This is a genomic window from Ideonella azotifigens, from assembly GCF_021043325.1.
Lineage (GTDB): Bacteria > Pseudomonadota > Gammaproteobacteria > Burkholderiales > Burkholderiaceae_C > Ideonella > Ideonella azotifigens.
Genome location: NZ_JAJNKD010000001.1, coordinates 562,742 through 587,324, shown reverse-complemented (window position 1 = coordinate 587,324; position 24,583 = coordinate 562,742). Strand labels below are relative to the sequence as shown.

General features: G+C 67.8%; 26 protein-coding genes. 18 read left to right on the top strand and 8 right to left on the bottom strand.

Translation table 11 applies throughout. The features are described 5' to 3' along the window. Positions 1-107: 107 nt before the first annotated feature. A complete protein-coding gene (locus tag LRH25_RS02725; RefSeq protein ID WP_231010124.1) occupies positions 108-1,037 on the bottom strand; it encodes a LysR family transcriptional regulator in 930 nt (309 codons plus the stop codon). 89 nt (positions 1,038-1,126) lie between these two features. Here LRH25_RS02725 and LRH25_RS02720 point away from each other — a divergent pair, with 89 nt between their 5' ends. Both LRH25_RS02720 and LRH25_RS02715 read left to right on the top strand, forming a co-directional pair. Further along, positions 1,127-1,915: an NAD(P)H-dependent oxidoreductase gene (locus tag LRH25_RS02720; RefSeq protein WP_141290875.1), complete on the top strand. Its 789-nt coding sequence runs from the start codon at positions 1,127-1,129 to the stop codon at positions 1,913-1,915. A gap of 150 nt (positions 1,916-2,065) precedes the next feature. Continuing rightward, positions 2,066-2,626 carry a flavodoxin family protein gene (locus LRH25_RS02715; RefSeq protein ID WP_141290873.1) on the top strand — a complete coding sequence of 187 codons (561 nt, stop codon included), beginning with the start codon at positions 2,066-2,068 and terminating at the stop codon, positions 2,624-2,626. 72 nt (positions 2,627-2,698) lie between these two features. Here LRH25_RS02715 and LRH25_RS02710 read toward each other — a convergent pair whose 3' ends face one another. After that, positions 2,699-3,412 (bottom strand): NUDIX hydrolase, encoded by a 714-nt coding sequence (locus LRH25_RS02710; protein ID WP_141290871.1) that lies wholly within the window; start codon positions 3,410-3,412, stop codon positions 2,699-2,701. A gap of 144 nt (positions 3,413-3,556) precedes the next feature. Between LRH25_RS02710 and LRH25_RS02705 the strand changes: the two genes are divergently transcribed. The 6 genes from LRH25_RS02705 to LRH25_RS02680 all read left to right on the top strand — a co-directional run bounded on the left by LRH25_RS02705 (position 3,557) and on the right by LRH25_RS02680 (position 9,579). Further along, the gene (locus tag LRH25_RS02705) at positions 3,557-4,426 is read left to right on the top strand and encodes a cysteine hydrolase family protein (protein ID WP_231010123.1); all 870 of its coding nucleotides are present in this window, start codon (positions 3,557-3,559) and stop codon (positions 4,424-4,426) included. A gap of 15 nt (positions 4,427-4,441) precedes the next feature. Further along, the gene (pncB, locus tag LRH25_RS02700) at positions 4,442-5,644 is read left to right on the top strand and encodes a nicotinate phosphoribosyltransferase (protein ID WP_141288268.1); all 1,203 of its coding nucleotides are present in this window, start codon (positions 4,442-4,444) and stop codon (positions 5,642-5,644) included. Further along, positions 5,644-7,344: an NAD+ synthase gene (locus tag LRH25_RS02695; protein WP_141288272.1), complete on the top strand. Its 1,701-nt coding sequence runs from the start codon at positions 5,644-5,646 to the stop codon at positions 7,342-7,344. Before pncB ends, LRH25_RS02695 begins: the two co-directional genes overlap by 1 nt. A gap of 17 nt (positions 7,345-7,361) precedes the next feature. Further along, positions 7,362-8,459 carry a bifunctional nicotinamide-nucleotide adenylyltransferase/Nudix hydroxylase gene (locus LRH25_RS02690; RefSeq protein ID WP_141288267.1) on the top strand — a complete coding sequence of 366 codons (1,098 nt, stop codon included), beginning with the start codon at positions 7,362-7,364 and terminating at the stop codon, positions 8,457-8,459. A 67-nt stretch (positions 8,460-8,526) separates the two neighbouring features. Continuing rightward, positions 8,527-8,778, top strand: a complete 252-nt coding sequence (locus LRH25_RS02685; protein WP_231010122.1) for a PDZ domain-containing protein — start codon at positions 8,527-8,529, stop codon at positions 8,776-8,778. Between the two features lie 3 nt (positions 8,779-8,781). Beyond that, positions 8,782-9,579 (top strand): ATPase, encoded by a 798-nt coding sequence (locus LRH25_RS02680; RefSeq protein ID WP_141288266.1) that lies wholly within the window; start codon positions 8,782-8,784, stop codon positions 9,577-9,579. Here the strand turns inward: LRH25_RS02680 and LRH25_RS02675 are convergent. Beyond that, positions 9,558-10,523 carry a glycosyl hydrolase gene (locus LRH25_RS02675; protein ID WP_211361414.1) on the bottom strand — a complete coding sequence of 322 codons (966 nt, stop codon included), beginning with the start codon at positions 10,521-10,523 and terminating at the stop codon, positions 9,558-9,560. The genes LRH25_RS02680 and LRH25_RS02675 overlap by 22 nt on opposite strands. A gap of 189 nt (positions 10,524-10,712) precedes the next feature. Between LRH25_RS02675 and LRH25_RS02670 the strand changes: the two genes are divergently transcribed. The 4 genes from LRH25_RS02670 to LRH25_RS02655 all read left to right on the top strand — a co-directional run bounded on the left by LRH25_RS02670 (position 10,713) and on the right by LRH25_RS02655 (position 14,797). After that, positions 10,713-11,033 (top strand): YbjQ family protein, encoded by a 321-nt coding sequence (locus LRH25_RS02670; RefSeq protein WP_141288265.1) that lies wholly within the window; start codon positions 10,713-10,715, stop codon positions 11,031-11,033. Between the two features lie 4 nt (positions 11,034-11,037). Then, positions 11,038-11,496, top strand: coding sequence for a YbjQ family protein (locus tag LRH25_RS02665; protein WP_211361413.1), 459 nt, complete (start codon positions 11,038-11,040; stop codon positions 11,494-11,496). A 7-nt stretch (positions 11,497-11,503) separates the two neighbouring features. Beyond that, the gene (locus LRH25_RS02660; protein ID WP_231010121.1) at positions 11,504-12,385 is read left to right on the top strand and encodes a M48 family metallopeptidase; all 882 of its coding nucleotides are present in this window, start codon (positions 11,504-11,506) and stop codon (positions 12,383-12,385) included. A gap of 117 nt (positions 12,386-12,502) precedes the next feature. Then, positions 12,503-14,797, top strand: coding sequence for a putative bifunctional diguanylate cyclase/phosphodiesterase (locus tag LRH25_RS02655; RefSeq protein WP_231010120.1), 2,295 nt, complete (start codon positions 12,503-12,505; stop codon positions 14,795-14,797). Positions 14,798-14,804: 7 nt separating this feature from the next. On the opposite strand, the gene LRH25_RS02650 is transcribed toward LRH25_RS02655, so the two are convergent. Both LRH25_RS02650 and scpC read right to left on the bottom strand, forming a co-directional pair. Further along, positions 14,805-15,716 (bottom strand): bestrophin family protein, encoded by a 912-nt coding sequence (locus tag LRH25_RS02650; RefSeq protein ID WP_231010119.1) that lies wholly within the window; start codon positions 15,714-15,716, stop codon positions 14,805-14,807. A 4-nt stretch (positions 15,717-15,720) separates the two neighbouring features. After that, positions 15,721-17,244, bottom strand: coding sequence for a succinyl-CoA:acetate CoA-transferase ScpC (gene scpC, locus LRH25_RS02645; RefSeq protein WP_231010118.1), 1,524 nt, complete (start codon positions 17,242-17,244; stop codon positions 15,721-15,723). Positions 17,245-17,376: 132 nt separating this feature from the next. On the opposite strand from scpC, the gene LRH25_RS02640 reads away from it, so the two are divergent. Beyond that, positions 17,377-18,360: a LysR substrate-binding domain-containing protein gene (locus tag LRH25_RS02640; RefSeq protein WP_231010117.1), complete on the top strand. Its 984-nt coding sequence runs from the start codon at positions 17,377-17,379 to the stop codon at positions 18,358-18,360. Here LRH25_RS02640 and LRH25_RS02635 read toward each other — a convergent pair. Beyond that, a complete protein-coding gene (locus tag LRH25_RS02635; protein ID WP_375142154.1) occupies positions 18,317-18,925 on the bottom strand; it encodes an NUDIX domain-containing protein in 609 nt (202 codons plus the stop codon). The genes LRH25_RS02640 and LRH25_RS02635 overlap by 44 nt on opposite strands. A gap of 93 nt (positions 18,926-19,018) precedes the next feature. Here LRH25_RS02635 and LRH25_RS02630 point away from each other — a divergent pair, with 93 nt between their 5' ends. The 4 genes from LRH25_RS02630 (at position 19,019) to LRH25_RS32665 (ending at position 22,310) form a co-directional block, all read left to right on the top strand. Next, positions 19,019-19,777: a DeoR/GlpR family DNA-binding transcription regulator gene (locus LRH25_RS02630; RefSeq protein ID WP_231010115.1), complete on the top strand. Its 759-nt coding sequence runs from the start codon at positions 19,019-19,021 to the stop codon at positions 19,775-19,777. Positions 19,778-20,448: 671 nt separating this feature from the next. Continuing rightward, positions 20,449-20,820 carry a DUF4145 domain-containing protein gene (locus LRH25_RS32950; protein WP_211361588.1) on the top strand — a complete coding sequence of 124 codons (372 nt, stop codon included), beginning with the start codon at positions 20,449-20,451 and terminating at the stop codon, positions 20,818-20,820. A gap of 106 nt (positions 20,821-20,926) precedes the next feature. After that, complete coding sequence (locus tag LRH25_RS02620; protein ID WP_141290634.1) at positions 20,927-21,808, top strand: phage exclusion protein Lit family protein; 882 nt, start codon at positions 20,927-20,929, stop codon at positions 21,806-21,808. Positions 21,809-22,181: 373 nt separating this feature from the next. After that, entirely contained in the window at positions 22,182-22,310 is a 129-nt protein-coding gene (locus LRH25_RS32665; RefSeq protein WP_259372463.1) for a hypothetical protein, read from the top strand. Positions 22,311-22,343: 33 nt separating this feature from the next. Here LRH25_RS32665 and LRH25_RS02615 read toward each other — a convergent pair whose 3' ends face one another. Both LRH25_RS02615 and LRH25_RS02610 read right to left on the bottom strand, forming a co-directional pair. Continuing rightward, complete coding sequence (locus LRH25_RS02615) at positions 22,344-22,901, bottom strand: YbhB/YbcL family Raf kinase inhibitor-like protein (protein ID WP_231010114.1); 558 nt, start codon at positions 22,899-22,901, stop codon at positions 22,344-22,346. Positions 22,902-22,959: 58 nt separating this feature from the next. After that, positions 22,960-23,820: a helix-turn-helix transcriptional regulator gene (locus tag LRH25_RS02610; RefSeq protein ID WP_141287410.1), complete on the bottom strand. Its 861-nt coding sequence runs from the start codon at positions 23,818-23,820 to the stop codon at positions 22,960-22,962. 285 nt (positions 23,821-24,105) lie between these two features. On the opposite strand from LRH25_RS02610, the gene LRH25_RS02605 reads away from it, so the two are divergent. Beyond that, a complete protein-coding gene (locus LRH25_RS02605; RefSeq protein WP_141287411.1) occupies positions 24,106-24,579 on the top strand; it encodes a hypothetical protein in 474 nt (157 codons plus the stop codon). Positions 24,580-24,583: the final 4 nt, after the last annotated feature.

Genomic DNA, 24,583 nt, shown 5'->3' with positions numbered 1-24,583 from the left:
CTCCGGCGGGCAGGCAAGGAAAAGCGGGCTGGGATCGGAAAGCCGATCCTGAGCCTGCAAGGTGACGCGGATTTGACGCCGCCGCCTGCGCTGCGCGCAGCTTCGCTTTAGGGATGCGGCGGGTCGCCGTGGCCCGCCTGCACCAGCGCCAGCAATCGCTCGCGCAGCCAGCGCTGGCCGCTGTGGCCGTGGCCGCGCTCGTGCCACAGCATCAGCACGCGAAAGCCCTCGACGGGCAGCGGGCAGTCCAGCACTTGCAGCCGGTCTTCCATGCGCCCGCGCACCAGGCGCTCGGGCACCAGCGCGACGAAGTCCGACTGCGCGACCAGTTCCGGCACGAACAGGAACGAGGCGGCCGACAGCACCACGCGCCGCGCGTGGCCCAGCGCGGCCAGCGCGTCGTCCACCGCCGTGCTGAAACCGCCGCCCTGCGGCGACACGACGACGTGCTCCAGCTTCGCAAACGCCGCGACCGACAGGCCGCGCCGCAGTTTCGGATGGCCACGCCGGCCGATCAGCACGTAGCGCTCGTCCAGCAGGTGCCGGCTGCGCAGGCCGGGCGGCGCGGTCTGCGGCGTCATCAGCGCCAGATCCACTTCGCCGCGCGCCATCTGCGCTTCGAGCTGCGGCGCGTCCAGCTGGCGCAGCGCCAGGCGCACGCCCGGCGCCTGCGCGCGCAGTGCCACCGCCAGCGGCATCAGCACAGCGGCCTGCATGTAGTCGGTGCAGGCGATGGACAACGTGAGTTGCGCGGTGCCGGGGTCGAAATGGCGGTGGCTGACCACCGTGTGGCGCACCTGGTCCAGCGCCTGGCGCAGCGGCGCCACCAGCTCCAGCGCCTTGGCGGTGGGCGTCATGCCGCGCGGCGCGGGGATCAGCAGCGGATCGTCGAACAGCGTGCGCAGCCGGTTCAGCTGGGCGCTGACCGCCGGCTGGCTCAGGTGCAGCCGCGCAGCGGCCCGGGTGACGTTCTGCTCGGCCAGCAAGGCCTCCAGCGTGGCCAGCAGGTTCAGGTCGAGTCGCTTTTCGCCATCCATGTGGTGGATGGTAGCCAATCGATCTGGTGATTTCACGGATGACTCGTAGCCGGCCAGACTGGCGGCCTTCCCCCTTCAGGAGCCATCCCATGAGCCGCCGCGTGCTGATCGTCCATGCCCATCCCGAGCCCCGCTCGCTGAACCGCCAACTGGTGGACGAGGCGGTGTCGACGCTGCTACAGCAAGGCCACGAGGTGATGCAGTCGGACCTGCATGCGATGGGCTGGAAGGCAGTGTTCGACGCGCAGGACTTCCCCAGCCGGGCCAACGCCAAGCGGCTGGACTTCATCGCCGAATCTGGCCACGCGTTTGCGAACGGGCTGCAGACGGCGGACGTCGAAGAAGAGCAACGCAAGCTGCTCGCGGCCGATGCGCTGATCCTGCAGTTCCCGCTGTGGTGGTTCGGCATGCCGGCCATCCTCAAGGGCTGGGTGGACCGCGTGTTTGCCTACGGCCTGGCCTATGGCTGGCAGGGCGCCGGCAACCGCTACCGCTATGGCGAAGGCGGGCTGCAGGGCAAGCGCGCGCTGCTGTCAGTCACCGTCGGCGGGCCGGCCGAAGACTACGCGCCGCGTGGCATCAACGGCCCGCTGGAGCAGCTGCTGTTCCCCATCACGCATGGCACGCTGTTTTTCCCCGGCATGGCGGTGCTGCCCACGCATGCGGTCTACGGCACTGGTCGCCTGGACGATGCACGTGTCGCCGCGGCCCGGCTGGCCTGGCAAGCGCGACTGGCCGGCCTGTTCAGTGACGCGCCAATCGCCTTTCGCCCGCAGAACGGCGGCGACTACCCGGACGGGCACGCGCTGGCCGAACAAGTGGCGCCGGGCCAAAGCGGCTTGCTGGCGCACATTGCCGAAACATCGCCGGACCGTTGACTGTTCCTGACTCGAAACACCGCTGACCATTCGAATCCGCAGAACGATGCAGTCGAAGCGCATGAACCACGCGAGCCCCGGGGGTTCTCAAAATCGAGCCCAATCCAGCGCTCCTGCTGACTCCCTCAACCCCTCGCTCCAAGGCTCGCCATGTCTGCATCCATCGTCATCGTCTATCACAGCGGCTACGGCCACACCAAGAAGATCGCCGAGGCCGTCGCCGAAGGCGCTGGCAGCGCCGCCAGCCTGCTGGCCATCGACGCCGAAGGCAACCTGCCCGAAGGCGGCTGGGAACAGCTGGCCGCGGCCACCACCATCGTCTTCGGCTCGCCGACCTACATGGGCACCGTGAGCTGGCAGTTCAAGAAGTTCGCCGACGCCAGCTCCAAGGTCTGGTTCACGCAAGGCTGGAAGGACAAGCTGTTCGCCGGCTTCACCAACTCGGCCTCGATGAACGGCGACAAGCTCAGCACGCTGCACTACCTCACCACGCTGGCGATGCAGCACAGCGGCCTGTGGGTGGGCACCGGCATGATGCCGTCCAACAGCAAGGCCGCCACGCGCAACGACATCAACTACGTCGCCTCGTTCGGCGGCCTGATGACCGCCACGCCGTCGGACGCTTCGGCCGACGAAATGGTCCCGGGCGACATCGCCACTGCCAAGGCCTTCGGCCAGCGCCTGGCCACCACGACCGCGCGCTTCGCCTGAAGTCACAGCGTCTTCTCCTGACGCGCGAAGGCCGGCAACATGCCGGCCTTTTTTCATGCGCCGACGAAGGCGCTACCCGAGCGCATTGATGCCGCGCGGCACCACCGAGAGCTTGCGGCGGTACTGCGGCCGCAGCTGGTAGACCTGGGCCGGGCGGTGCGCGCCGGCCATCGTCGTTTCGCCAGCAATCGGCTCCAGCATGCCCAGTTCCTCGATCTTGCGGCGAAAGCTCACCTTGTTGATCGGCTCGCCCAGCACCGCCTCGTACACCGCCTGCAGCTGCGGCAGCGTCACGCGCTCGCCGCAGAGGTAGATCGGCAGCGACGAATACTGGCTCTTGGTGCGCACCCGCGCCACTGCGGTGGCGACCATCTCGCCATGGTCGAACGGCAGGCTGGGCAGGCTGTCGATGGGCGCGGTGCGCAGCCCTGGCCGGTCCGCCGGCAGCAGTTCAAACGCGACCACCGCGTAGTAGACGATGGACACCGACCAGCCGCGCGAATCGCGCTTCGCGCCGGACCAGGTCGCCAACTGCTCCAGGTAGGGGCTGACGATGCCGGCCTTTTCCTGCAGCGCCCGCGCCGCTGCGTGCCAGGCGGTCGCGTCCTCCTGCACATGCACGAAGCCGCCCGGCAGGGCTGGCACGCCGGCAAACGGCGGCCGGTCGCGGTCCACGAGCACCACGTGCAGGGCCTGGTCCTTCAGCGTCAGCAGCACCACGTCGACAGTGCAGATCACGGCGGGGAATTCGGTCGTGGAAGCTGGGGAGCTTGGCTTGAGGGCCATGAAAGAAAACGAACTCTGTGAGGGGAAGGACTTTGTTCAGTCTAGCAACCAAGCCCGTCCGGCCTGTGCGGAATAGATAGTTGCAACATTAAACAAAGTCATCTACAGTGCGGCTCATCGATGCTTCAAGACCCGAGGAAGTCCATGACCCGCCAGAAGATCCAGCTGCTCATCATCGACCCGCAGAACGACTTCTGCGACCTGCCGCAAGACTGGTGGCCGCTCGACCCGGTCAGCGGCCAGCGCACCGCCCCGGCCCTGCCTGTGGCCGGCGCCCATGCCGACCTGCAACGCGTCGCGGCGCTGGTCCGTGCCGGCGGCCAGGGCATCGGCCAGATCACCGTGACGCTGGACTCGCACCACCGCATCGACATCGCCCACCCCGGCTTCTGGCAGCAAGGCGACGGCGGCGCCGTCGCGCCATTCACGCCCATCACCGCGCAGCAGGTGCGCGCCGGCGAGTTCGCGCCACGCGACCCGGCCGCGCTGCCAAGAACCCTCGCCTACCTGGACGAGCTCGAAGCCCGTGGCCGCTACACGCTGATGGTCTGGCCGGTGCACTGCGAGATCGGCACCTGGGGCCACAACCTGCATGCCAACCTGAAGGCCGCGCTGGGCGACTGGGAGACCATGCAGCTGACGCAACTGAACCTGGTGCTCAAGGGCAGCAACCCGTGGACCGAGCACTACAGCGCGATGCAGGCCGAAGTGCCGGACGGCACCGACCCGGCCACCGAGCTGAACCGCACGCTGCTGGCCGAGCTCGCCCAGGCCGACCTGCTGTTGATCGCCGGCCAGGCCAGCAGCCACTGCGTGAAGGCGACCACCGAACACATCGTCGCGAACCTGCCGGCCGAAGCCGCCACCCGTGTCATGCTGCTGACCGATGCGATGAGCCCGGTGGGCGGCTTCGAGGCGAACGCCCAAGGCTTCCTGGCCGACATGCGTTCCCGCGGCGTGCAACTGGCCACCTGCGACCAGGCACTGCCGCTGCTCACCGCCAACCTCCAGTGAGGGCTCGAACCCACCATGACCCCCGTGATCACCAGCCTGCTGGACACCGACCTCTACAAGTTCACGATGTGGCAGGCCATGCTGCACCGGCACCCGTCCACCCAGGCCGAGTACCGCTTCGTCTGCCGCAACACACCGGCCTATCCACTGGCCGAGCTGGCCGGCGAAGTGGGCCAGCAGCTGGACGCGCTTTGCCAGCTGCGCTTTGCCTCCGAAGAACTGAGCTATCTGCAGGGCCTGCGCTTCATGAAGTCGGACTTCATCGACTTCCTGCGCATCTTCCAGTTCCAGCGCGCCTTCATCGAGGTCAGCACAGCGGGCGACACGCTGCAGATCGTCGCCCACGGCCCGCAGGTGCATGTGACGGGCTTCGAGATCTTCGTGCTGGCCATCGTCAACGAGCTGTACTTCCGCCGCTTCGACGCCGAGCCGGCGCTGGCCGAAGGCCGCCGCCGGCTGCAGGCCAAGATCGAGGCCGTGAAAGCGTTCGGCGCCGAGCCGTCCCGCACCCATCCCTTCGAGTTCTTCGACTTCGGCGTGCGACGCCGCTTCTCCGGCGCCTGGCAGCGCGAGGTCGTCAGCGCGTTCCAGCGCGAACTTGCGCAGTGGTTCAAGGGCACCTCCAACGTGATGCTGGCCAAGGCGCTGAACCTGGTGCCCATCGGCACCATGGCGCATGAGTACCTGCAGACCTTCCAGGCCCACGAGGTGCGGCTCAAGCACTTCCAGCAGGCGGCGCTCGAAGACTGGGTGCAGGAATACCGCGGCGACCTGGGCATTGCGCTGACCGACGTGGTCGGCATGGACGCCTTCCTGGCCGACTTCGACCTCTACTTCGCCAAGCTCTTCGACGGCCTGCGCCACGACTCCGGCGACCCCATCACCTGGGGCGAAAAGGCGCTGACCCATTACGCCAAGCTGCGCATCGATGCGCACACCAAGCGCCTGGTCTTCTCCGACGGCCTGGACATGCCGACCGCATTTGCGCTCTACCGCCATTTCGCCGACCGCACGCAGCTGGGCTTTGGCATCGGCACGCACCTGACCAACGACGTAGGCCTCACGCCGATCAACATCGTGATGAAGCTCACCGCCGCCAACGGCCAGCCGGTGGCCAAGCTGTCCGATTCCCCGGGCAAGACCCTGTGCGACGACGAGACCTTCCTCGCCTACCTGCGCCAGGTCTTCCACATCCAGCCGCCAGAGGTGCAGCAATGATGTTGACCCTGACCCTTGCCCAGCTGAACCCGACGCTGGGCGACATCGAAGGCAATGTCGCCGCGATGCGGCGCGCGGCCCGCCAGGCCCGGGACGCAGGCGCGCAGCTGGTCATCTTCCCCGAGCTGTCGCTGACCGGCTATTTCCCCGGCGATCTGCTGGCCGAGCCGGCCTTCCTGCAGCAGGTGGCAGCGGGCATCGAAGCGTTGCATCAAGCCTCGCGCGAACTGCCGCAGCTGACCTGGGTCGTCGGCGCACCGGTGCCTCGCGTCGGTCCAGGCAAGCCGCTGCACAACCAGCTGCTGGTGCTGCGCAACGGCGAGGTGCTGCTGCGCTACGCCAAGCAGCTGCTGCCGACCTACGGCATCTTCGACGACAAGCGCCATTTCGAGCCTGGCCCGGACGCCGCGCCGGTGCTGCGCGTGGGCGATGCACGCGTCGGCTTCCTGATCTGCGAGGACGGCTGGAACGACGACGGCCAGGCCTACGCGGTCAACCCGTTTGCCTGCATGCGCGACGCCGCGCCGGACCTGGTGGTGTCCATCAACGCCAGCCCTTCGGACCTGGGCCAGCGCCAGCGCCGCCATGCGGTAGTCGCCGCCGCGGCCCAGCGCCATGGCCTGCCGCTGGTCTATGTGAACCAGGTCGGCGGGCATGACGAACTGGTCTACGACGGCGCCTCCTTCTGCGCCGAACCGCAGCGCGGCGTGTGCTTCGAGGCCCGCCGCTTCGCCGAAGACATCTGCACGCTGGGCTTCGACCGGGGCCGCTTCTGCGCGGCCGATGGCGGCGCCTTGCCGCCGGTCGCACAAGCCATGACCGCGCCCGCCTTCCACCGCGCGCAGATCGTGCTCGGCCTTCAGGACTATGCGCGCCGCTGCGGCTTCCGCCAGGCTGTCGTCGGCGCGTCCGGTGGCATCGACAGCGCCGTCACGCTCGCCCTTGCCGCCGAGGCGCTGGGGCCGGAGAACGTGCTCGCCATCACGATGCCATCGCGGCACTCGTCCGCAGGCTCGGTGGACGACTCGGCCACGCTGTGCGCGAACCTCGGCGTGAAGCTGTTGACGCATCCCATCCAGGCCACAGTGGACCAGCACGCGGCACAGTTCGAAGCCAGCACCGGCGCGCCGCTGCAAGGCCTGGCGCTGGAAAACCTGCAGGCCCGCATCCGCGGCACCGTGCTGATGGCGCACTCGAACCAGTTCGGCCAGCTGCTGCTGACCACCGGCAACAAGTCCGAGATCGCCGTGGGCTACTGCACGCTGTATGGCGACACCAATGGCGGACTGGGCCTGATCGGCGACCTGTACAAGACGGAAGTCTTTGCGCTGGCGCGGCACCTGAACGAAGCCGCCGACCGTGAGCTGATCCCGCGGGCCATCATCGACAAACCGCCCTCTGCCGAACTCGCGCCTGGCCAGCAGGACAGCGACAGCCTGCCGCCGTACCCCGTGCTGGACGAGGTGCTGAAGCTGATGATCGAGGGCGAACGTCTCTCGCCCGAAGAACATGTACAGGCCAGCGCGATGGTCGCTGCGCTGCAGCTGCAGCCCGAGGGCGCGGCGCTGATCGCCCGCATCCGCCGCATGGTCTGGCGCAACGAGTACAAACGCCGCCAGGCGCCACCCCTCATCCGCCTGCGCGCCCAGGCTTTTGGCAGCGGCCGCCGCATGCCCATCGCCGCCGTGCATCCCGACTGAACCCCACCCAGCACCTCATGCGAACCCTGCCCGAAATCCCTGCCACCACACACGAAGCCGCGCTGTTCATCGGCCGCTTCCAGCCACTGCACAACGGCCACCTCGTGCTGCTGCGCCAGGCGCTGGCCACCGCGCCGCGGGTCATCGTCGTGCTCGGCTCCAGCTTCCAGGCGCGCACGCCGAAGAACCCGTTCACCTGGGAAGAACGCGCCGAGCTGATCCGCCTGGCGGTAGGCGAGGCGGATGCCGCGCGCATCCAGTTCCTGCCGCTGCGCGATTTCTATGACGAGACGCGCTGGGTCGCCGCAGTCAAGGCCGGCGTGGCCAGGCTGCTGGCAACCGCAGAAGACCGCAAGGCACCGTCCATCGCACTGATCGGCCACTTCAAGGACGCCACCAGCAGCTACCTGCGCCGCTTCGAGCCCTGGCAGCTGATCGCCGCCGAACGCGCACCCGGCACGCCGGACGCGCAGCAGGTGCGCGACGCACTGTTCGCCAGCGCCGAACTGGCCAGCGCAGACGACCGCCGCGCCGCACTCGGTGCACTGACCGCCGTGCTGCCGCACAGCACCCTGGCCTTCCTGCGCAGCTGGATCTCGCTGCCCTTCTTCAACGCCTTGGCCGCCGAATGGGCCGCGCTCAAGCGCTACCACGAAGCCTGGTCCCAGGCACCGTATGCACCGGTGTTCGTCACGGTGGACGCCGTGGTTCAGTGCGCAGAGCACGTGCTGCTGATCCGCCGCGCCCACCCACCCGGCGTCGGCCTGTGGGCCGTGCCCGGCGGCTTCATCGAACAACGCGAAACGGCTTACCAGTCCACGCTGCGCGAACTCGCCGAAGAGACCCACCTGCACCTGCTGGACACCACGATGCAGCAGGCCCTCAAAGCCAGCGCCGTCCTCGACCACCCCGACCGCAGCCAGCGCGGCCGCACGATCACCCACGCCCACCACTTCGACCTCGGCGACCGCGAACTCCCCGAAGTCTGCGCCGACGACGACGCCCAATCCGTCGCCTGGGTCCCCATCGCCGACCTCACCTCAATGGAAGACCAGTTCCACGACGACCACTTCCACATGCTGGATCATTTCCTGGGGTTGACGAAGGGGGAGTGATCCATAGGAGCCCAGCGGGGCCTTGGCCCACGCTGCACAATGAGGCCCTGAGCCGCAGGAGTTCCCGATGAAACCCATTCCGCCGCTGAGCGAAATGAACATGCAGATCGCCGAAGCCCGGATTCCGGAGCTGGCCGCGCGCGCCGGGCGCGCTGCGCATCAACGTGCGCTCGCGCAAGCTGGCAAGGTGGTGATGGCAGCCAATGGCCAACTGGTCGAAGCCAGTGCCGATGGCAGTGTGAGGGTGATCCATGCGCTCCCCCCTGCCACCAAGGTGCGAAAAGGCACGGTGCTGACCCGCAAGAGCAAGAGCGACTGAGCGGTGACGACGGCGACGGCCAGCCCGAGACTGCGAGTCTTCGCCGGGCCCAACGGATCGGGCAAAAGCACGATCCAGGACGAGTTGCGCCCGGAATGGATCGGCATCTACCTCAATGCGGACGAGATCGAAAAGGTCCTGAGACAACACGGGCAGATCGATCTGTCCAGCCTTGGCGTACAGCTCACCAAGCTCGACATTGGCGAGCGACTGCGGGCCTATTTCCGGGCTTCACCGCTGCTGCAAAACGCCGGCCTGTCAGCCGTCTCAGAAGACTTTCGGATGACAGGCTCGCTGGTCACGCTGAACCCCGCGCAGGCGAACTCCTATGTTGCCTCCGTGCTGGCTGACTTCGTGCGACGGGAGTTACTGGCAACGGGCACGTCGTTTACCTTCGAGACGGTCATGTCTTCGCGCGACAAGGTGGACTTCATGCGCGAGGCCCAGGCCTGCGGGTTCCGCACGTACCTCTACTTCGTGGCCACGGAAGACCCGGCCATCAACATCGCCCGCGTCCAGCAACGTGTGACGGAAGGCGGCCACGACGTGCCGCACGAGAAGATCGTGCAGCGGTACGCTCGATCAATTGGCTTGCTGGAATCCGCCTGCGATGCCGCCAACCGAGCCTATGTGTTCGACAACTCCGGCGAGCAGCACCGGCTCATCGCCGAAGTGACCGACGGCAAGACACTCGAGTTGCACGCTGACACCTTACCCCAGTGGTTCATCGCTTCCTCGCTCTGGCGCGCCTTCCAGCCAGGCACGCCAGACGCCACCGCTCAAAACGGCAACGACAGGTAGGTCAGCCCCAACCCACTCAACACCCCATCACCCGCCAGCAAACTGCTGTAGTGCGGGTCGGTGTTCAGGCGGCCGGTGAACCAGGCGTAGCGGAAGACGTCACTGCGGGTTTCGCAGGTGGCGACCATCTCGGTCATCTGGGCTTGCTGCTTGGCCAGCGTGTCGATCTGGGCGCCGTCGGTCTGGCTGTGCCAGTTGGCCATTTCGGTGACCCAGAAGGGCTTGGCGTATTTGGCGAGGCGGTCGAGCTGGTCGGCCAGGCCGTAGTCGTACCAGTGGAAGCCGAGGTAGTCGATCTGTGGTGAGCGGCCGGCGTGGGCGGCCTGGTAGGCGGCGTAGAAGGCGTCCAGCCACGCGACGGGGTCGGCGTAGCCGCTCATCGTGCCCCAGGTGATCTGCGGGCCGACGAGCTTGACGCCGGTGGCCGTGGCAATGGCCTCGTAGCGTGGCCAGAGGTCCGCGGCCTGCTGCGGCGTGAGGTTGGCCTGGTCGGTCAGGTTGGGCTCGTTCATCAGCAGCAGGTACTTGATGGACGTGTCGGCCAGCAGCTTGGCGGTGACCTGCGCGTCGTCGAAGTTGCCGTTCCACAGCATGGGCAGGAAGTCCATCGCGTGCGTGGTCTGCGCGTCCGAAGGCAGCGAGGCCGACGGGTTCAGGCCCCAGTCGTACCACCAGCTGACGCCGGGCGCGAGGGCGCTGAGGTCAGCGTCGGACGCGAAGTCATAGGCCACGCCACGCTTGGCGCTCTTGGTGGCCGGTGCGGGTGGTGGCGGAGGCGGTGGGGATGCCGGCGGCGGGGCTGGCGGCGGTGAGCCAGGGCTTGTGGGTGGCGCGGGGCTGGTGTCTCCGCCGCCACCACCACAGCCGGCCATCACGGCCGCGGTTGCAAATGCCAACCCCAGCAGCCGCCGGCGGCGCTGGTCTTCAGGTACTTCCAGGCTCATCTCTTGTTCATTCCCAACGTGGAGGCGCGATGTTATGCAGCGCATCCCGGGGCACTGAGCTGGAGCCGACAGGCGGTGCGGCACCGCAAACCCAACGGTGCCTGGCGCCGCGGTCGGGTGTCATCCGGGATGTGAAATGATGGCGCCGATTCCAATCCACAAATATCGCAACACAGAGGGAGAAATCGGATGTTGGTCAGCAATCTGGAAATGGCGCCGGGGCACCGAGTGGTCGCTCACCTGGGATTGGCGCAGGGCAGCACGGTGCGGGCCAAGCACGCCGGCCGGGACCTGATGGCAGGCCTGAAGAACATCGTGGGTGGTGAGCTGAAGGGCTACACCGAGCTGATGCAGGAAGCGCGGGAAGAGGCCATCAAGCGCATGACCGACGAAGCCCGCAGCATGGGCGCCAACGCGGTGCTGAACGTGCGCTTCGTCACCACGGCCATCACCACCGGCGCGGCCGAGATCCTGGCCTACGGCTCGGCGGTGACGATAGAGCGGATCTGAGCCCATGCCGCTGGACCTCATCCTCAACCTGGGGCTGCCGATCGTGCTGATCGTGATCGGCTACGTCGTTGGCCGGGCGCTGGAGCAACGCCACTATGCGTCGATCCGTGAACGCGAGCGTGCGCTGCAAGGTGTCATCGCGTTGAACACGCGCTTCGTGCCGGTAGGCGTCAAGGCCCATGGCTCGCAGCTTGTGAGCGGCGGCGTGGTCGTTTCGTCCGACCATTTCAAGACCTTCGTGGCCGGCTTTCGCAACCTGGTGGGCGGGCGCATGCGGGGCTACGAGTCGCTGCTGGAACGCGGGCGGCGCGAAGCCTTGCTGCGCATGAAGCAACAGGCCCGTGACGCCGGTTGCACGCTGGTCATCGGCGTGCGCTTCCACACCACGCGCGTGGCCGGCAAGCAGACCCCGGCGATGGAAGTGATGGCCTACGGCACCGCGCTGGACACGCGCGCCGAGTGAGCTGCCGATGACCGAATCTTCAGAACCACCGCGCCCTGCCGGCCCGACGCTGGAGAACCGGCTGCCCGCCGAAGGCATCAACAGCAGCGCCGAGCACCCGCTGCGTGAGTTCGCCTGGGTGGTCGGCGCCAGCGTGGCTGCGCTGGTGCTGGTGGCGCTGCTGCTGGGCTGGGCCTCGCGCTGGCTGGCGCCGCATGTGCCGTTTTCGGCCGAGCTGGCCTTGGCAGACCGCTTGCCAGAGCCACCCGAAAAAGACACGGGCCGGGCCGCACGCTCCGCCGCGCTGCAAGCCCTGGCCGACCGGGTGGCGCGGCAGATGGGCCTGCCGGCCGACATGCCGCTGCAGGTGCGCAGCGACGCCAGCGAGCTGGTCAACGCCTATGCCACGCTGGGCGGCCGGATCCGCGTGCACGAGGGGCTGCTGCGGCGGCTGCGCAGCGAAGACGAGCTGGCCGCGCTGCTGGCCCACGAGATCGCCCACGTGCAGCACCGCCACGTGGCGGCCAACCTGGGCCAGGGCCTGTCGATGGCCTTGCTGCTGAGCCTGCTGTCGTCCGACGCGGGCGCCCGCGCCGTGCAGGCCATGCTGGGCCAGACGGCCGGCGTGGTGATGCTGGGCTACAACCGCGAGCAGGAGTCGCAGGCCGATGCCGACGCGCTGAAGGCCGTGGCCGGACTCTATGGCCACACCGCCGGCGTGAAGGCCTTGTTCGACCGGCTGCGCGACAGCGCCGAAGCCAACGCGGTGCCATTTGCCCTGCTGCGCAGCCATCCGTTGACCGAGGCCCGGGTGCAGGCGGTGCAAACCGGTTCACTGGCCGCCGGCTGGGCCACCCAGGGCCCGCTGACGCCGTTGCCTGCCGTGCTGGTGTTGCCCGGCAAACCCTGAGCTCACCCGCCATCAGGTTGCGCCGGGACTGGCCGATAACGCAGCAAGGCGCCGGGTCGCGCTGCTCGCGTCCTCGCTTCGTGGCCGCGCCCCGCCCGGTGCCGCACGGAAGCCTGCATGAACCCGCCCCGCCCGCCGCTGTCTGCCGCGGCCCAGCTTCGGCTTTGGGCCAGGCCCTCGCTGCGCCTGCAGCTTACCGGGCTGGCGCTGGCCGGCTTCGTGGCCGCGGTCTGCATCATGGTGCTCAGCATCGTGCGGCTGCATGGCGCCTCGGCCGACGCGGCCCAGCTGCTGGCCGCGCACGTGGCGTCCTCGCTGGCGCTGCAGATCCAGCAGGCCAGCCATGCCCAGCTGCCAGGCGACACGCCGCTGTCCGTACTTGCCGCCCAGCAGCTGGTCGACTTCATCCACAGCGAGGGGCGGCGTGACCTCGAACTGGTGGACGCGAACCTGCGCATCGTGGCCGACGCGGACCACAAGGACATCGGCCACACGCTGGCAGGCGACATGGGCGCCGCGGTGGCCGCCACCTTGCATGACGGCCAGCCGCGCTACTTCGTCGAACCCGGCAAGGCCGGTGAACCGGGCCGCCACCAGACCGTCGTCGCGCTGAAGTCCGCGAACGGTGCCAGCGTAGGCGCGCTGGTGCTCGAATACACCTCGCTGCTGGACGAGATGGCGGGTGTCGCCGACGGCGCGGCACACACGCTGCTGCTGCTCGCCCTGCCCGTCGGCCTGCTGCTGCTGTGGGCCTCTGCCTGGGGAGCGCGCCGCATCCTGCGGCCCATCGCCCGGCTGCAAGCCGCCACCGCGGCATTGGCCAGCGGCCAGCACAGCGCGAAGATTGGCGAGTACACGCAGGACGAGGTCGGCGACCTGGCGCGTTCGTTCGACCGCATGGTGGACCACCTGGCCCGCTCGCAAGCTGCGGTGCAGCAGGAAATGACCGAGCGCCAGCTTGCGCAGCAGCAGCTGCAGGCGGCGCACGACGGGCTGGAGCAGCGCGTGCAGGAGCGCACCGCTCTGCTGCAGGAAGCCAACCAGCGGCTGGATGGCGAGCTGGCCGAGCGGCTGCGCATGGCACGCCAGCTCGAACAGATGGCGCGCTTCGACCCGCTGACCGGCCTGCCCAACCGCAGCCTGTTCCTGAACCGGCTGGCGCATGCGATGCAGCGCGGCACCCGCACCGGCAAGCTGGTGGCGCTGATCTTTGTCGACCTGGACCGCTTCAAGTCCATCAACGATTCGCTGGGGCATGAAGTGGGCGACCGGGTGCTGCAGGAGGTGGCGCAGCGCATGACCGCGCTGCTGCGCCAGACCGACGTGGTCTCGCGCATCGGGGGCGACGAGTTCACCGTGATCCTCGAAGACATCGAGCAGGTCCAAGACGTGGCCACCATCGCCGCCAAGCTGGTCGAAGGATTCCGGCTGCCGCTGCAGGTGGGCACGGCCGAGCTGTACTGCACGCTGAGCCTGGGCATTGCCATTGCGCCGCGCGACAGCGCCGACATTGGCGAGCTGATGCGGCAGGCCGATTTCGCGATGTACCACGCCAAGGCCGAGGGCCGCAACGGCTTCCAGTTCCACTCCGAGCGCATGGGCCATTCGGCGCGCAGCAAGCTGGCGATCGAACACGCGCTGCGGCACGCCATCGAGCGCAACGAGTTCACGCTGCACTACCAGGTGCGTGTCTCGGCCCGGAGCAAGCAGCCGGTCGGCATGGAAGCCTTGCTGCGCTGGCACAGCCCCGAGCTGGGCGCCGTGGGGCCGTGCGACTTCATTCCGGTGGCCGAAGAGACCGGCATGATCCTGCCGCTGGGCGCCTGGGTGCTGCGCACGGCCTGCGCACAGCACACTGCCTGGCGCCTCGAAGGCCTGCAGCCCGGGGTGATGGGCATCAACGTCTCGGCGCGCCAGTTCCGCCAGGCCGACTTCGTGGCCCAGGTGCGCGACATTGCGCTCGAAGCCGGCGTGAACCCGGCCCACATCGAGCTGGAACTGACCGAGAGCATGCTGATGAGCGACCCCGAGCGCGCCGCCACGCTGATGGGCGAGCTGCGCGCGTTGGGCTTCGGCATTGCCATCGACGACTTCGGCACCGGCTTTTCCAGCCTCAGCCACCTGAAGCGTTTCCCGGCCACCAAGCTGAAGATCGACCGCAGCTTCGTCAGCGGCATTGCGCACAACAGCGAGGACGCGGCGATTGCCGCGGCCATCGTCGCGCTGGCCGGCACGCTGAACATCCAGGTCACCGCCGAAGGCGTGGAGACCGAAGGCCAGCAGGCCAGCCTGGACGAGCTGGCCTGCAACGAATACCAGGGCTTCCTGTTCAGCCACCCGCTGCCCAGCCAGGGCATGGGCGAGGTGCTGCGCCAGGGCCTGCACCCCGGCCCGCAGCCCGCGGGCCGCTGAAGCTTTTTCAGCGCAGCTGGTAGTCGGCGTCGGGCAGCGGCAGCGGCGGCGGTACTTCCCCCAGCATCTCCCGCAGGCTGGCTTCGATGCCGGCGGCCAGGGCGTCCAGCGCCAGGTCGTTGGGCATCAGGCCGAAGGGCTGTTCGATCTCGTCGCTCAGCGCCTCCAGCGCGAAGAAGGTGTACGAGACAAAGGCCACCACCAGCGGCGTCATCCAGCCGATGGTGTCGACCAGGCCAAACGGCAGCAGCATGCAGTAGCCGTAGACGCTGCGGTGCAGGATCACCGAATAGGTGAAGGGCAGCGGCGTGTTGGCAATGCGCTCGCAGCCGCCGAGCGCGGCCATCAGCTGGTCCAGCGACTGTTCCATGCGCTCGGCCAGCTGCGGGACCAGGCGGTCCTGCTCGCGCCACTCGCGCATCAGCCCGCCCAGCCACAGCGCGATGGCCACCGGCACGCCGCGCCGCGGCGTGACCTGCGCCAGGACCTCCGCCGGCAGCAGCCCGGCCAGACCGGTTTCCGGTGCCTGGTCGCGCAGCTGGTTGCGCGTGGCGGCCGAGAACGCGGCCAGGCCGAGCACGAAGGGGCGCACGTCGGTGCCGGGCGCCGTCAGCGTGAGGGCCTGGCGGGCCAGGTTGCGCGAATCCACCAGCAGCGCGCCCCAGAGCTTGCGGCCTTCCCAGTAGCGGTCGTAGCTGGCGTTGATGCGAAAGCCCAGGAAGATGGCCAGCGACACGCCCATCAGCGAAAACGGGCTGGCGGTCAGCGTCACCTTCCAGTGGAACAGCTGGCCATGCGCCAGCACCACCAGGCAAGCCAGGCCGACGGTGAAGAGCTGCTGGGGCAGGATGAGCCGTATCAGCGAGCCCCGCCGCACGAACAGCAGGCGCAGCCAGTGCGGCCGGGGTCGGACGATCATCGCTTCAGGCTTGCGCCGCCATGCTGCCGCTGCGCAGGTAGCGCACATGCCAGGACAGGGCTTCCTCCAGCAGGTGCGGCGTGTGCTTGCCTGGCGAGCCGGCCAGCGCGCGCTGGCAGTAGTCGCGCAGCGCGGGGCGGTAGTCGGGGTGGGCGCAACGCTCGATGATGAGCCTGGCGCGCTGCTTGGGCGAGAGCCCGCGCAGGTCGGCCAGGCCTTGTTCGGTGACGACGACCTGCACGTCGTGCTCGGTGTGGTCCACGTGTGGGGTCATGGGCACGATGCAGGAGATGCTGCCGCCCTTGGCGGTGGAAGGCGTCATGAAGATGGACAGGAAGCCGTTGCGCGCGAAGTCGCCCGAGCCGCCAATGCCGTTCATGATCTGCGTGCCCATCACATGCGTGGAATTGATGTTGCCATAGAGGTCGGCCTCGATGATGCCATTCATCGCGATCACGCCCAGCCGGCGCACCAGCTCCGGGTGGTTGCTGATCTCCTGCGGGCGCAGCAGGATGCGCGAGCGGTAGCGCGCGAGATCGGCGTTGAAGGCCTCGCGGGCCTGGCTGCTGAGCGACAGCGCGGTGGCCGAGGCGAAGGCCAGCTTGCCGCTGCCCAGCAGGTCCAGCATGCCGTCCTGCAGCACCTCGGTGAAGGCGGTCAGGTTCTCGAACGGGCCGTCACCCAACCCGGCCAGCACCGCATTGGCAATGTTGCCCACGCCCGACTGCAAGGGCAGCAGCTCGGCCGGCAGCCGACCCTTGGCCACCTCGTGGGCGAAGAACTCGAGGATGTGGCCGGCAATGCGGCGCGAGGCTTCGTCTGGCGCGGCAAAGCGGGTGTCGCGGTCGGGCGCGTCGGTCTGCACCACGGCGATCACCTTGTCCGGGTTGCAGCGCAGGTAGGGCTCGCCAATGCGGTCGCTCGGGCGGACCAGCGGAATGGGCTTGCGGTGCGGCGGCAGCTGGGTCCCGTAGTAGAGGTCGTGCATGCCGTCCAGCCCGGCCGGCACGGCGCTGTTGACTTCCAGGATGATCTTGTCGGCCTGGTCCAGCCAGGTCTTGTTGTTGCCCACCGAGGTCGAGGGCACGAGCCGCCCATCTTCCAGGATGGCCGCCACTTCCACCACCGCCACGTCCAGCTTGCCCAGGAAGCCGAACCAGGCGAACTGCGCCACGTGCGAGAGGTGGATGTCCAGGTACTCCATGCGCCCGTCGTTGATGCGCTGGCGGCACACCGGGTCTGACTGGTAGGGCAGGCGCAGCTCCACGCCGTCCGCCGCGGCCAGCGCGCCGTCCAGCTCGGGCGCGGTGGAGGCGCCGGTCCACACGCTGACCTTGAACGGCTGGCCGGCCGCATGCGCCGCCGAGATGTGGCGCGCCAGCGCGGCCGGCACCGCCTTGGGGTAACCCGCGCCGGTGAAGCCGCTCATGCCCACGGTGTCGCCCGGCAGGATCAGCCGCGCGGCATCGTCGGCAGACATCAGGCGGCCACGCAGGGCGGGATGGAGGATTCGGCTGTCGTGTGGCATGGGGCTGCGGCGGAAAGAGGATGCCTGCCGGACCAGCCCGGCGGCGCGCGCACTCTAGGCCGCCAGCCCGGCGGTCGACAAACGAGTCTTTATGATGCGACGCATTAGCTCTGCTTCACCATGCAAGACCGGTTGCCCGCCCTGCCCCTGTTCCGCAGCTTCGAAGCGGCCGCCCGCCACCTCAGCTTCAAGCTCGCGGCGGCGGAGCTGCATGTCACGCCGGCCGCGGTCAGCCAGCAGATCAAGGCGCTGGAAGACCAGCTGGGCCAGCCGCTGTTCGAGCGGCTGACGCGCGCGCTGCGCCTCACGCCTCAAGGCGAGGCCCTGCGCGGCCCCGTGCGCGAGGCCTTCGAGGCACTGGCGCGCGGCGTGCAGCTGGCCAGGACCGGCACGGCGCAGCAAGCGCAGGACCAGCTCACCGTGTGGGCGCCGCCCGGCTTTGCCAGCCAGTGGCTGGTGCCGCGGCTGCCGGCCTTCCATGCGCTGCACCCGGCCGTGGACCTGCGGCTGGTCAGCAGCCCGGAGGCCGTGGACCAGGCCGGCGCCGCCACCGTGCTGGCCGCGCTGGACCCGCCTCCCAATGCCACCGGCCACGCCGGCAGCGTGCTGGCCATCGTCTACGGCAGCGGCCGCTATGCCGGCCACCGGGTGGCGCCGCTGCTGGTGCCCGAGCTGCTGCCGGTCTGCGCACCCGGCTGGCTGCAAGCTGCCCCGCCGCTGACCGAGCCGGCCGACCTGTGCCGCGCCACGCTGATCCACGACGAAACCCTGGCCGGCGCCGGCCGCGGCGGCGAAGCCGGCGGCTGGCTGCACTGGCTGGCAGCGGCCGGCGTGCCGCACCCTGTGCTGGCGCCAGGCCGGCGCTACTCGAACTCCACGCTGGCCATCGAAGCGGCGCTGGCCGGCGTGGGCGTGGCGCTGGCGGCGCAGCCCATGGTGGCGCAGCACCTGGCCGCCGGCACGCTGCTCGCGCCGTTTCCGCGGCACACGCTGCGCTCGCCGTTCACCTATGCGCTGGTGGCGCGTGATGGCGTGGCCGAACCGCCGGCCGCCGCGGCGTTCCGGGCCTGGCTCATCGCAGCAGCCCGGCCAGCGCCACGTGCTGCAGCAGCATGATGGTCTTGCCGTCCTGGATGCGGCCATCGGCCATCGCCTGCAGCGCATCGGCCAGCGGCCATTCCTGCACCTCGATGTCCTCGCCTTCGGCCACCTCACCGCCACCGTTGGAAATGCGGTCCGCGTCCTCGTATTCGGCGACGAAGAAGTGCAGCTTCTCGGTCACCGAGCCGGGGCTCATGTAGGCCTCGAAGACCTTGCGCGGCGCGCGCACCACGAAGCCGGTTTCCTCCTGCGCCTCGCGACGGATGCAGGCCTCTGCGTCCTCGCCGTCCAGCAGGCCGGCGCAGGCTTCGACCAGCAGCCCGTCGGCGCAGCCGTTCACATAGGCCGGGAAGCGGAACTGGCGCGTGAGCACTACCGTGCCACGCTGGGCGTTGAACAGCAGCAGTGCCGCGCCATTGCCGCGGTCATAGGTTTCGCGGTGCAGCATCTGCGTGCTGCCGTCGCGCCGGCGGTATTCGAAGCTGGTTTTCTTCAGCACGAACCAGTCGTCGGCCAGCACGCGCTGCTCAACGATGCGGACCTGCGCGCTGTCGGGCGGGCGGGTGGTGGCGGAGAGCATCGGGTTCATTCGGGCCTTTCTCAATTCGTGCAATTTCGTGCAGTATCATGCAAACATCCGAATGCCCGCAAGCCCCTGCAGAATCCCGCCCACATGCTCACCACGCACCGCAAGCAGCTGCTGCTGGCCCGCCTCGCGGCCGATGGCCACCTGGTCGCCAAGGACCTGGCGGCCGAACTCGGCACCTCGGAAGACACCATCCGCCGCGACCTGCGCGAGCTGGCCCAGGCCGGCAGGCTGCAGCGAGTGCACGGCGGCGCGCTGCCGGCCTCGCCCGCGGTGGGCGACCTGCAGGCGCGTGCAGCGCTGTCGCCTGACGACAAGGTCGCGCTGGGCAAGGCCGGCGCCGCGCTGATCCAGCCCGGCCAGCTGGTGATCCTCGACGGCGGCACCACCGCGCTGCAGCTCGCCCGCCACCTGCCGCCCACGCTGCGCGCCACCCTCGTCACGCACAGCCCGGCCGTGGCGCTGGAAGCCGCGAAGCAGCCGCTGGTGGAGATCCTGATGCTGGGCGGCAGGCTGTTCCGCCACTCGGGCGTGAACGTGGGCGCCACGGTGATCGAGGCCGCGTCCCGGCTGCGGGCCGACCTCTACTTCATGGGCGTGACCGGTGTGCACCCAGAGACCGGCCTGAGCACCGGTGACGATGAAGAGGCTGCTGTCAAGCGCGCGCTGCATGCCCGCGCCGCCGAAACCGTGGTGCTGGCTTCCAGCGAAAAGCTGATGGCCGCCTCGCCCTTCCTGGTCGCGCCGCTGGCCGACATCAGCCAGTTGCTGGTGCCGGCCACCACCCCCGAGCGCACGCTGAAGGCGCTGCGTGCTGGTGGCGTGAAGGTACAGCGCGCGGCATGAGGCACTTCCATCGGGGGCCTCAAAGTCGCAACGGCGGGCGCTAATGGCGTCGCGGCGTGCTGATGCGCATGCGGGCTGGTCAACCCCTCAGGCGCCATCGGCCAGATCGCGCCCGTGCTAGGCCGTGAATCCGAAAGCGCTTGCGGCGAGCGTGAGGCGCGAGCGCAGCCACTTTCATCATTGACATTGAGGATCCCGTTCGCGACGAACCACAAATCACATGCCACATTTGAAGCCGGTAAACCTGCACCTCGCGGAAAACCCACCAGAATGCCACTGCTGCTTTTGTCGTCAGGACCGCACGGCATGAAAACAAAGTCAATCGCCCGGATCGCCAGCGTCCATGCGGCCCCGCGGCCCATCACGCCTCCGGTTTTACGGAGACGGCCGGCGATGTTCGCCAGCAAAACTGTCGCCCGATAAAGAAGTTAGCCCTTTCACATCCGATCATGCCGACACTATCTGCAAACCTAGTACTGAGTCGCTGCCCTCATTGCTCCGTTGCAAATCCCAATTTGCAACGGAACCATCATTTCGACACGAACAACCACCTTAATAGCCGTCCGCGAAAGTGGGCAACCTATATATGCGGCAGCTGCGGCGGGGTAGTTACTGCATGGGCTGCAAACCACGGCACCGATGTTGGAGAGCACTTCCCTCGAGCTCATCAGGTGGATGAAGATATTCCAGATCGTCCACGCGCCTTTCTACAACAAGCTAATGAGAGCCTGCATGCACCTGCCGGCGCAGTTATGCTTGCGGCAAGTGCCGTTGATTCGATGCTCAAGCTGAAAGGCTACACGAACGGCAATTTGTATTCGAGAATCGAAAAGGCTGCGGCCGATCACATCATTACAAGCGATATGGCAACTTGGGCTCATGAGGTTCGGCTTGATGCCAACGATCAACGGCATGCAGACGAAGCAGCCGCGCTCCCGACAGAGGAAGACGCCAAGCGAGTCATTGATTTTGCCGCTGCATTGGCGGAAATCATGTTTGTTCTACCCAGCCTAGTTCAACGTGGCCTGCATCCAAAGGGCTAACCCGCCGCTCCAAGGGACGCCCGAGAAGCTGCGCTTCTGGTTCCCTCCGGCCTGCGGCCTGCGGCCTCCGGTCGCCCCTGAGCTAGCACGTTAGGCAGCACAACCCATGTCCTCCGCTATCGAACCGCTGCTAAATGCTATTGCGGCCAGCCCGTTTAGAGTCGCGCCGGATGCGGAAGAACAGCTGGCGGCGGTCATCGCAGGTCACCGGGTCACTCTTGAATTCGGAGATGAACCTACACTGTTTGCAAAGTTTGTTCCATCGAGGGCGGTAGTCCGGTTGGGTACGCCATTTCTTGAAGTTCTATGGGCGGCTTCGTACTCGTTCATTGTTATCTTCGACGAGTACGAGCAGGCGAATAAGCGAAAGGACGAGTACTTTCACGTAGGCGCATCCCACCGTACGGCCATCGCGTATTCTCTCCATCGTCAGCTACTGGAAGCCCACATAGCCAAGATCCGGATTCCGTGGCCGCTACCCGAACTGTCACCAGTTCGGTTCCCAGCTCCCGATACCGACGGACATGTAGCAAACGAACTCTTTCTAACGGCCGTCTCTTGGCTGATACACCACGAAATAGCACACGCGCGCCTTGACCACGGAGAACTAGAAACTGTGGAGTCGGTGCTTCAAGAATCCGATGCGGACCGCGCTGCTACAGATTGGGTTTGTCGTGACACAACGGAATCTGGTCCATTGTTCAAGCGTGCACTCGGAATTGCATGCGCCAATCTTCACTTACTTGCATACGATCTACAACAGAACAGAACCCGCTGGACGACACATCCTCCGACATACGAGAGGCTGCTCGTAAACCTCGACCGCATTGGGCTCGAAGACAACCACAAAGTCTATGCATTTGGATTCGTCTTACTAGAGATACTCCTCGCCCACCATGGGATCGGGGTCACAGTTGATCGCACGGTGAGCTTTCACGAAATGCTAGCCAACGCATGCTTCACCGTCCGTGACCTCGGTGCTGCCTAACGAATAAGGCTAGATCGCGCGAAGCCGCGATCTGAGCCGGTTGTTGGACAAGCCCGGTGATGTGCGTGACGGGATGGGTTTGTGGCGCTCTGCAAACAGCTTTTGGGGGCTGTTGGCGAGGCCAGTCCGCGAGGGCGACGGGACGCCTCTGCGGTGGATGTCTCAAATGGGTGCGGGCGTTTTGAGTGCTGCATTCGAGACGATTGGCTGGCAGCTTGGGGGAATCCGACGGTCAGGTCTCCCCTTTCCCCCGCGCATCTGCGCCGGCTTGGCACCTGAAGGTCTGACGCGGGGAAGTGGAAGACCTGAACCCGGATTCCCTCTGCACGCCCGCACCGCCGAAGCCGTGGTGCGGGCTTGCGGCGAAAAGCGGATGGCTGTCTCGCCCTTCTCGGCAGACCCACTGGCCGCCATCCGCCAGCTGCTGGTGCCTGCCGCCACGCTGGCGCGCACGCTCAAGGCGTTGCGCGCCAGCGGCGTGACCGTCACAAGGGTTGCCTGACTGCCATGCGCCGGCGGTTTCGGCCCGCCCCGCTCAGCGCCCGTAGCTGGCCTCCAGCGTGGCGCTGCCGAGCCGGTTGGCCTGGATCATGTAGCCGACCATGGCCGCTGTGGCGTCTGCCGGCAGCGCCAGCTTCGGCACGCCCAGTGCGTGCACGGTGAAGATGTAGCGGTGCGGCTTGTCGCCGGGCGGCGGGCAGGCGCCGCCAAAGCCGGTGCGGCCGAAGTCGGTGCGGCCTTGCGCGGCGCCGGCTGGCAGCATTGGCTTGGCGGTGTCGCCCGCGCCGGCGGACAGGCTGGTGGTCGCGGCTGGCAGGTTGTAGACGACCCAGTGCCACCAGCCGGAACCGGTGGGTGCGTCCGGGTCATAGACAGTCACAGCATAGCTCTGCGTGCCGGCCGGCGCGCCGTGCCAGTTCAGCGCAGGCGAGCGGTTGCCACCGTCGCAGCCAAAGCCCTTGAACACCTGGGCCTCTGCCAGTCTGGCGCCGGGCGCGATGTCCAGGCTGCTGAGCTCGAAACCCGCGGCCGAAGCCAGCAGCGGCAAGGCCAGCAAGGTGGCGCAGAGGATCAAGGGACGGGGGTGTTTCATGGCACGGCTCCAGTTCGTTGGCAATGCCTGCATGGTCCCCGCGCGGGAGCTTGGCGCGTTAGCCGCCCTGCGCCATTCGTTGCGCGCTTTGCGTCATGCCGGCGCGCAGCACCGAAGGCACGAAGCCCCAGCGCTCCTGGAACATCGCCGAGAAACGGCTGTGGGACTCCCAGCCGCAGCGCTGCGCGATCTCGCCAATTGGCAGCTTGGTGGTTTGCAGCAGGCCCAGCGCGGTTTCCAGCCGCACCTCGCGCACCAGCGCCGCGAGCGATGGGTCGCCCTCGGTTTCGCTGAGGCGGCGGCGCAGCGTCGAAGCGCTCATGTGGAAGGCCGAGGCGACCGCGTCCACGCTCCAGTCGGCATGCGGGCGCTGCGCGACCAGCCGGCGCACCCGCTCGTCCCAGCCCAGTTCGTCCACCGCGCGGAAGTGGTGGCCGCGTTCGGCCAGCAGCAGCAGGACCTCCAGCAGCCGGTGCCGCTGCACCGCAACCGACACCGCCTTGGCCTGCAGGAACGAGGCTGCGCGCTGCATCGCCTCCCGCAGCTCCTCGTCCACCACCAGCAACTGCGCGGCCGGCACCGCAGCGCCAGTCGGCGTGGCCTGGGCCTGGTGCTCTCGCACCAGCTCGTCGCCGAAGAACAGCGCCAGCGATTCGTAACGGCCATGTCCCGCGGGGTCGTTGATCACGTCCCAATGCGTGCCGCGCGCCACCAGCATGCCGTCGCCGCGCTCGGCCACCACGCTTTCGGCGCCAGCCGCCAGCAGCGTCTTGCGGCCCTGCTTGACGACGACCACCGCGTCGTCGCGCATGGTCAAGGTGCTCACGCGGTGGCAGGCCACGGCCGTCACGTGGGCGCACTGCCCGGGGCTGGGCTTGGGCGCGGCGGAGGCGCCGCCACGCGGTTTGGCATTGATCATCGGGGGAGTTTAGGCCGGCCCAAACCCATCGCCTCACCCACCGAAGCCACCGCGCCGGCACCGGCCCGCCAAACGGAACCGATTCCATTTCCGACCGACGCCCAAAGCCCTCGGCCGCCTCTCGACCGCCCACTTGACGCCGGTTTGCAGGAGAGTACGCTGCGCACCGGCCCAGGGTCCCCGCCCATGCCGCGGCGCCCGACAGGCCAAGCCCGAAGCCAAAGAGTCCCGCCCTGTTTGCCTTGTTCAAAGGTGACGGCGCACGCCTGCCTGCGGAGGAGCGAAATGTCGAACGATGATGAATCGCGTCAATACCTGGTGCAGCAAATCGAAGGCAAGCGCCGTTGCATTTCGGCCTTCTTGCGCAAGATGGAACCGCGCTCGGTGCGCCTGACCAACCAGGGCATCATCTTCAGCGCCGTGGCCGCCGCCTTCACCGCTGCGCCGGCCTTTGGGGGCGAGCAGTTCACCGAGTTCATGCGGCAACTGGTCGGCGCGCAGAGCGATTCGTCCATCTGGCGCCTGCTGTGCCTGGCCGCCATGCTGTGCTCGCTGCTTGCCTTGATCTCCACCACGCTGCACAAGACCCACAACCTGAGCGCCAACCTGGCCAAGGCCCATGACCTGAACAGCAAGCTCGAAGGCCTGGCGCTGAGCGTGCACATGGGCATGGACAACACCAAGGCAGCCGAGCTGTTCAAGCAGTACACGACCGAAGCCGCGTTTGTGCCACCGGACCTGACGCCGGTGATGGTCTGAAACC

Excerpts from the sequence above, each read along its gene's own strand:
- LRH25_RS02715 (WP_141290873.1), top strand. The coding sequence starts at position 2,066 with ATGTCTGCATCCATCGTCATCGTCTATCACAGCGGCTACGGCCACACC.
- LRH25_RS02630 (WP_231010115.1), top strand. The coding sequence starts at position 19,019 with ATGCTCACCACGCACCGCAAGCAGCTGCTGCTGGCCCGCCTCGCGGCC.
- LRH25_RS02620 (WP_141290634.1), top strand. The coding sequence starts at position 20,927 with ATGTCCTCCGCTATCGAACCGCTGCTAAATGCTATTGCGGCCAGCCCG.
- pncB (WP_141288268.1), top strand. The coding sequence starts at position 4,442 with ATGACCCCCGTGATCACCAGCCTGCTGGACACCGACCTCTACAAGTTC.
- LRH25_RS02695 (WP_141288272.1), top strand. The coding sequence starts at position 5,644 with ATGTTGACCCTGACCCTTGCCCAGCTGAACCCGACGCTGGGCGACATC.
- LRH25_RS02660 (WP_231010121.1), top strand. The coding sequence starts at position 11,504 with ATGACCGAATCTTCAGAACCACCGCGCCCTGCCGGCCCGACGCTGGAG.
- LRH25_RS02655 (WP_231010120.1), top strand. The coding sequence starts at position 12,503 with ATGAACCCGCCCCGCCCGCCGCTGTCTGCCGCGGCCCAGCTTCGGCTT.
- LRH25_RS02610 (WP_141287410.1), bottom strand. The coding sequence starts at position 23,820 with ATGATCAATGCCAAACCGCGTGGCGGCGCCTCCGCCGCGCCCAAGCCC.
- scpC (WP_231010118.1), bottom strand. The coding sequence starts at position 17,244 with ATGCCACACGACAGCCGAATCCTCCATCCCGCCCTGCGTGGCCGCCTG.
- LRH25_RS02705 (WP_231010123.1), top strand. The coding sequence starts at position 3,557 with ATGACCCGCCAGAAGATCCAGCTGCTCATCATCGACCCGCAGAACGAC.
- LRH25_RS02605 (WP_141287411.1), top strand. The coding sequence starts at position 24,106 with ATGTCGAACGATGATGAATCGCGTCAATACCTGGTGCAGCAAATCGAA.
- LRH25_RS02720 (WP_141290875.1), top strand. The coding sequence starts at position 1,127 with ATGAGCCGCCGCGTGCTGATCGTCCATGCCCATCCCGAGCCCCGCTCG.
- LRH25_RS02670 (WP_141288265.1), top strand. The coding sequence starts at position 10,713 with ATGTTGGTCAGCAATCTGGAAATGGCGCCGGGGCACCGAGTGGTCGCT.
- LRH25_RS02635 (WP_375142154.1), bottom strand. The coding sequence starts at position 18,925 with ATGCTCTCCGCCACCACCCGCCCGCCCGACAGCGCGCAGGTCCGCATC.
- LRH25_RS02725 (WP_231010124.1), bottom strand. The coding sequence starts at position 1,037 with ATGGATGGCGAAAAGCGACTCGACCTGAACCTGCTGGCCACGCTGGAG.
- LRH25_RS02665 (WP_211361413.1), top strand. The coding sequence starts at position 11,038 with ATGCCGCTGGACCTCATCCTCAACCTGGGGCTGCCGATCGTGCTGATC.
- LRH25_RS02710 (WP_141290871.1), bottom strand. The coding sequence starts at position 3,412 with ATGGCCCTCAAGCCAAGCTCCCCAGCTTCCACGACCGAATTCCCCGCC.
- LRH25_RS02675 (WP_211361414.1), bottom strand. The coding sequence starts at position 10,523 with ATGAGCCTGGAAGTACCTGAAGACCAGCGCCGCCGGCGGCTGCTGGGG.
- LRH25_RS02615 (WP_231010114.1), bottom strand. The coding sequence starts at position 22,901 with ATGAAACACCCCCGTCCCTTGATCCTCTGCGCCACCTTGCTGGCCTTG.
- LRH25_RS32665 (WP_259372463.1), top strand. The coding sequence starts at position 22,182 with ATGGCTGTCTCGCCCTTCTCGGCAGACCCACTGGCCGCCATCCGCCAG.
- LRH25_RS02685 (WP_231010122.1), top strand. The coding sequence starts at position 8,527 with ATGAAACCCATTCCGCCGCTGAGCGAAATGAACATGCAGATCGCCGAA.
- LRH25_RS02690 (WP_141288267.1), top strand. The coding sequence starts at position 7,362 with ATGCGAACCCTGCCCGAAATCCCTGCCACCACACACGAAGCCGCGCTG.
- LRH25_RS02650 (WP_231010119.1), bottom strand. The coding sequence starts at position 15,716 with ATGATCGTCCGACCCCGGCCGCACTGGCTGCGCCTGCTGTTCGTGCGG.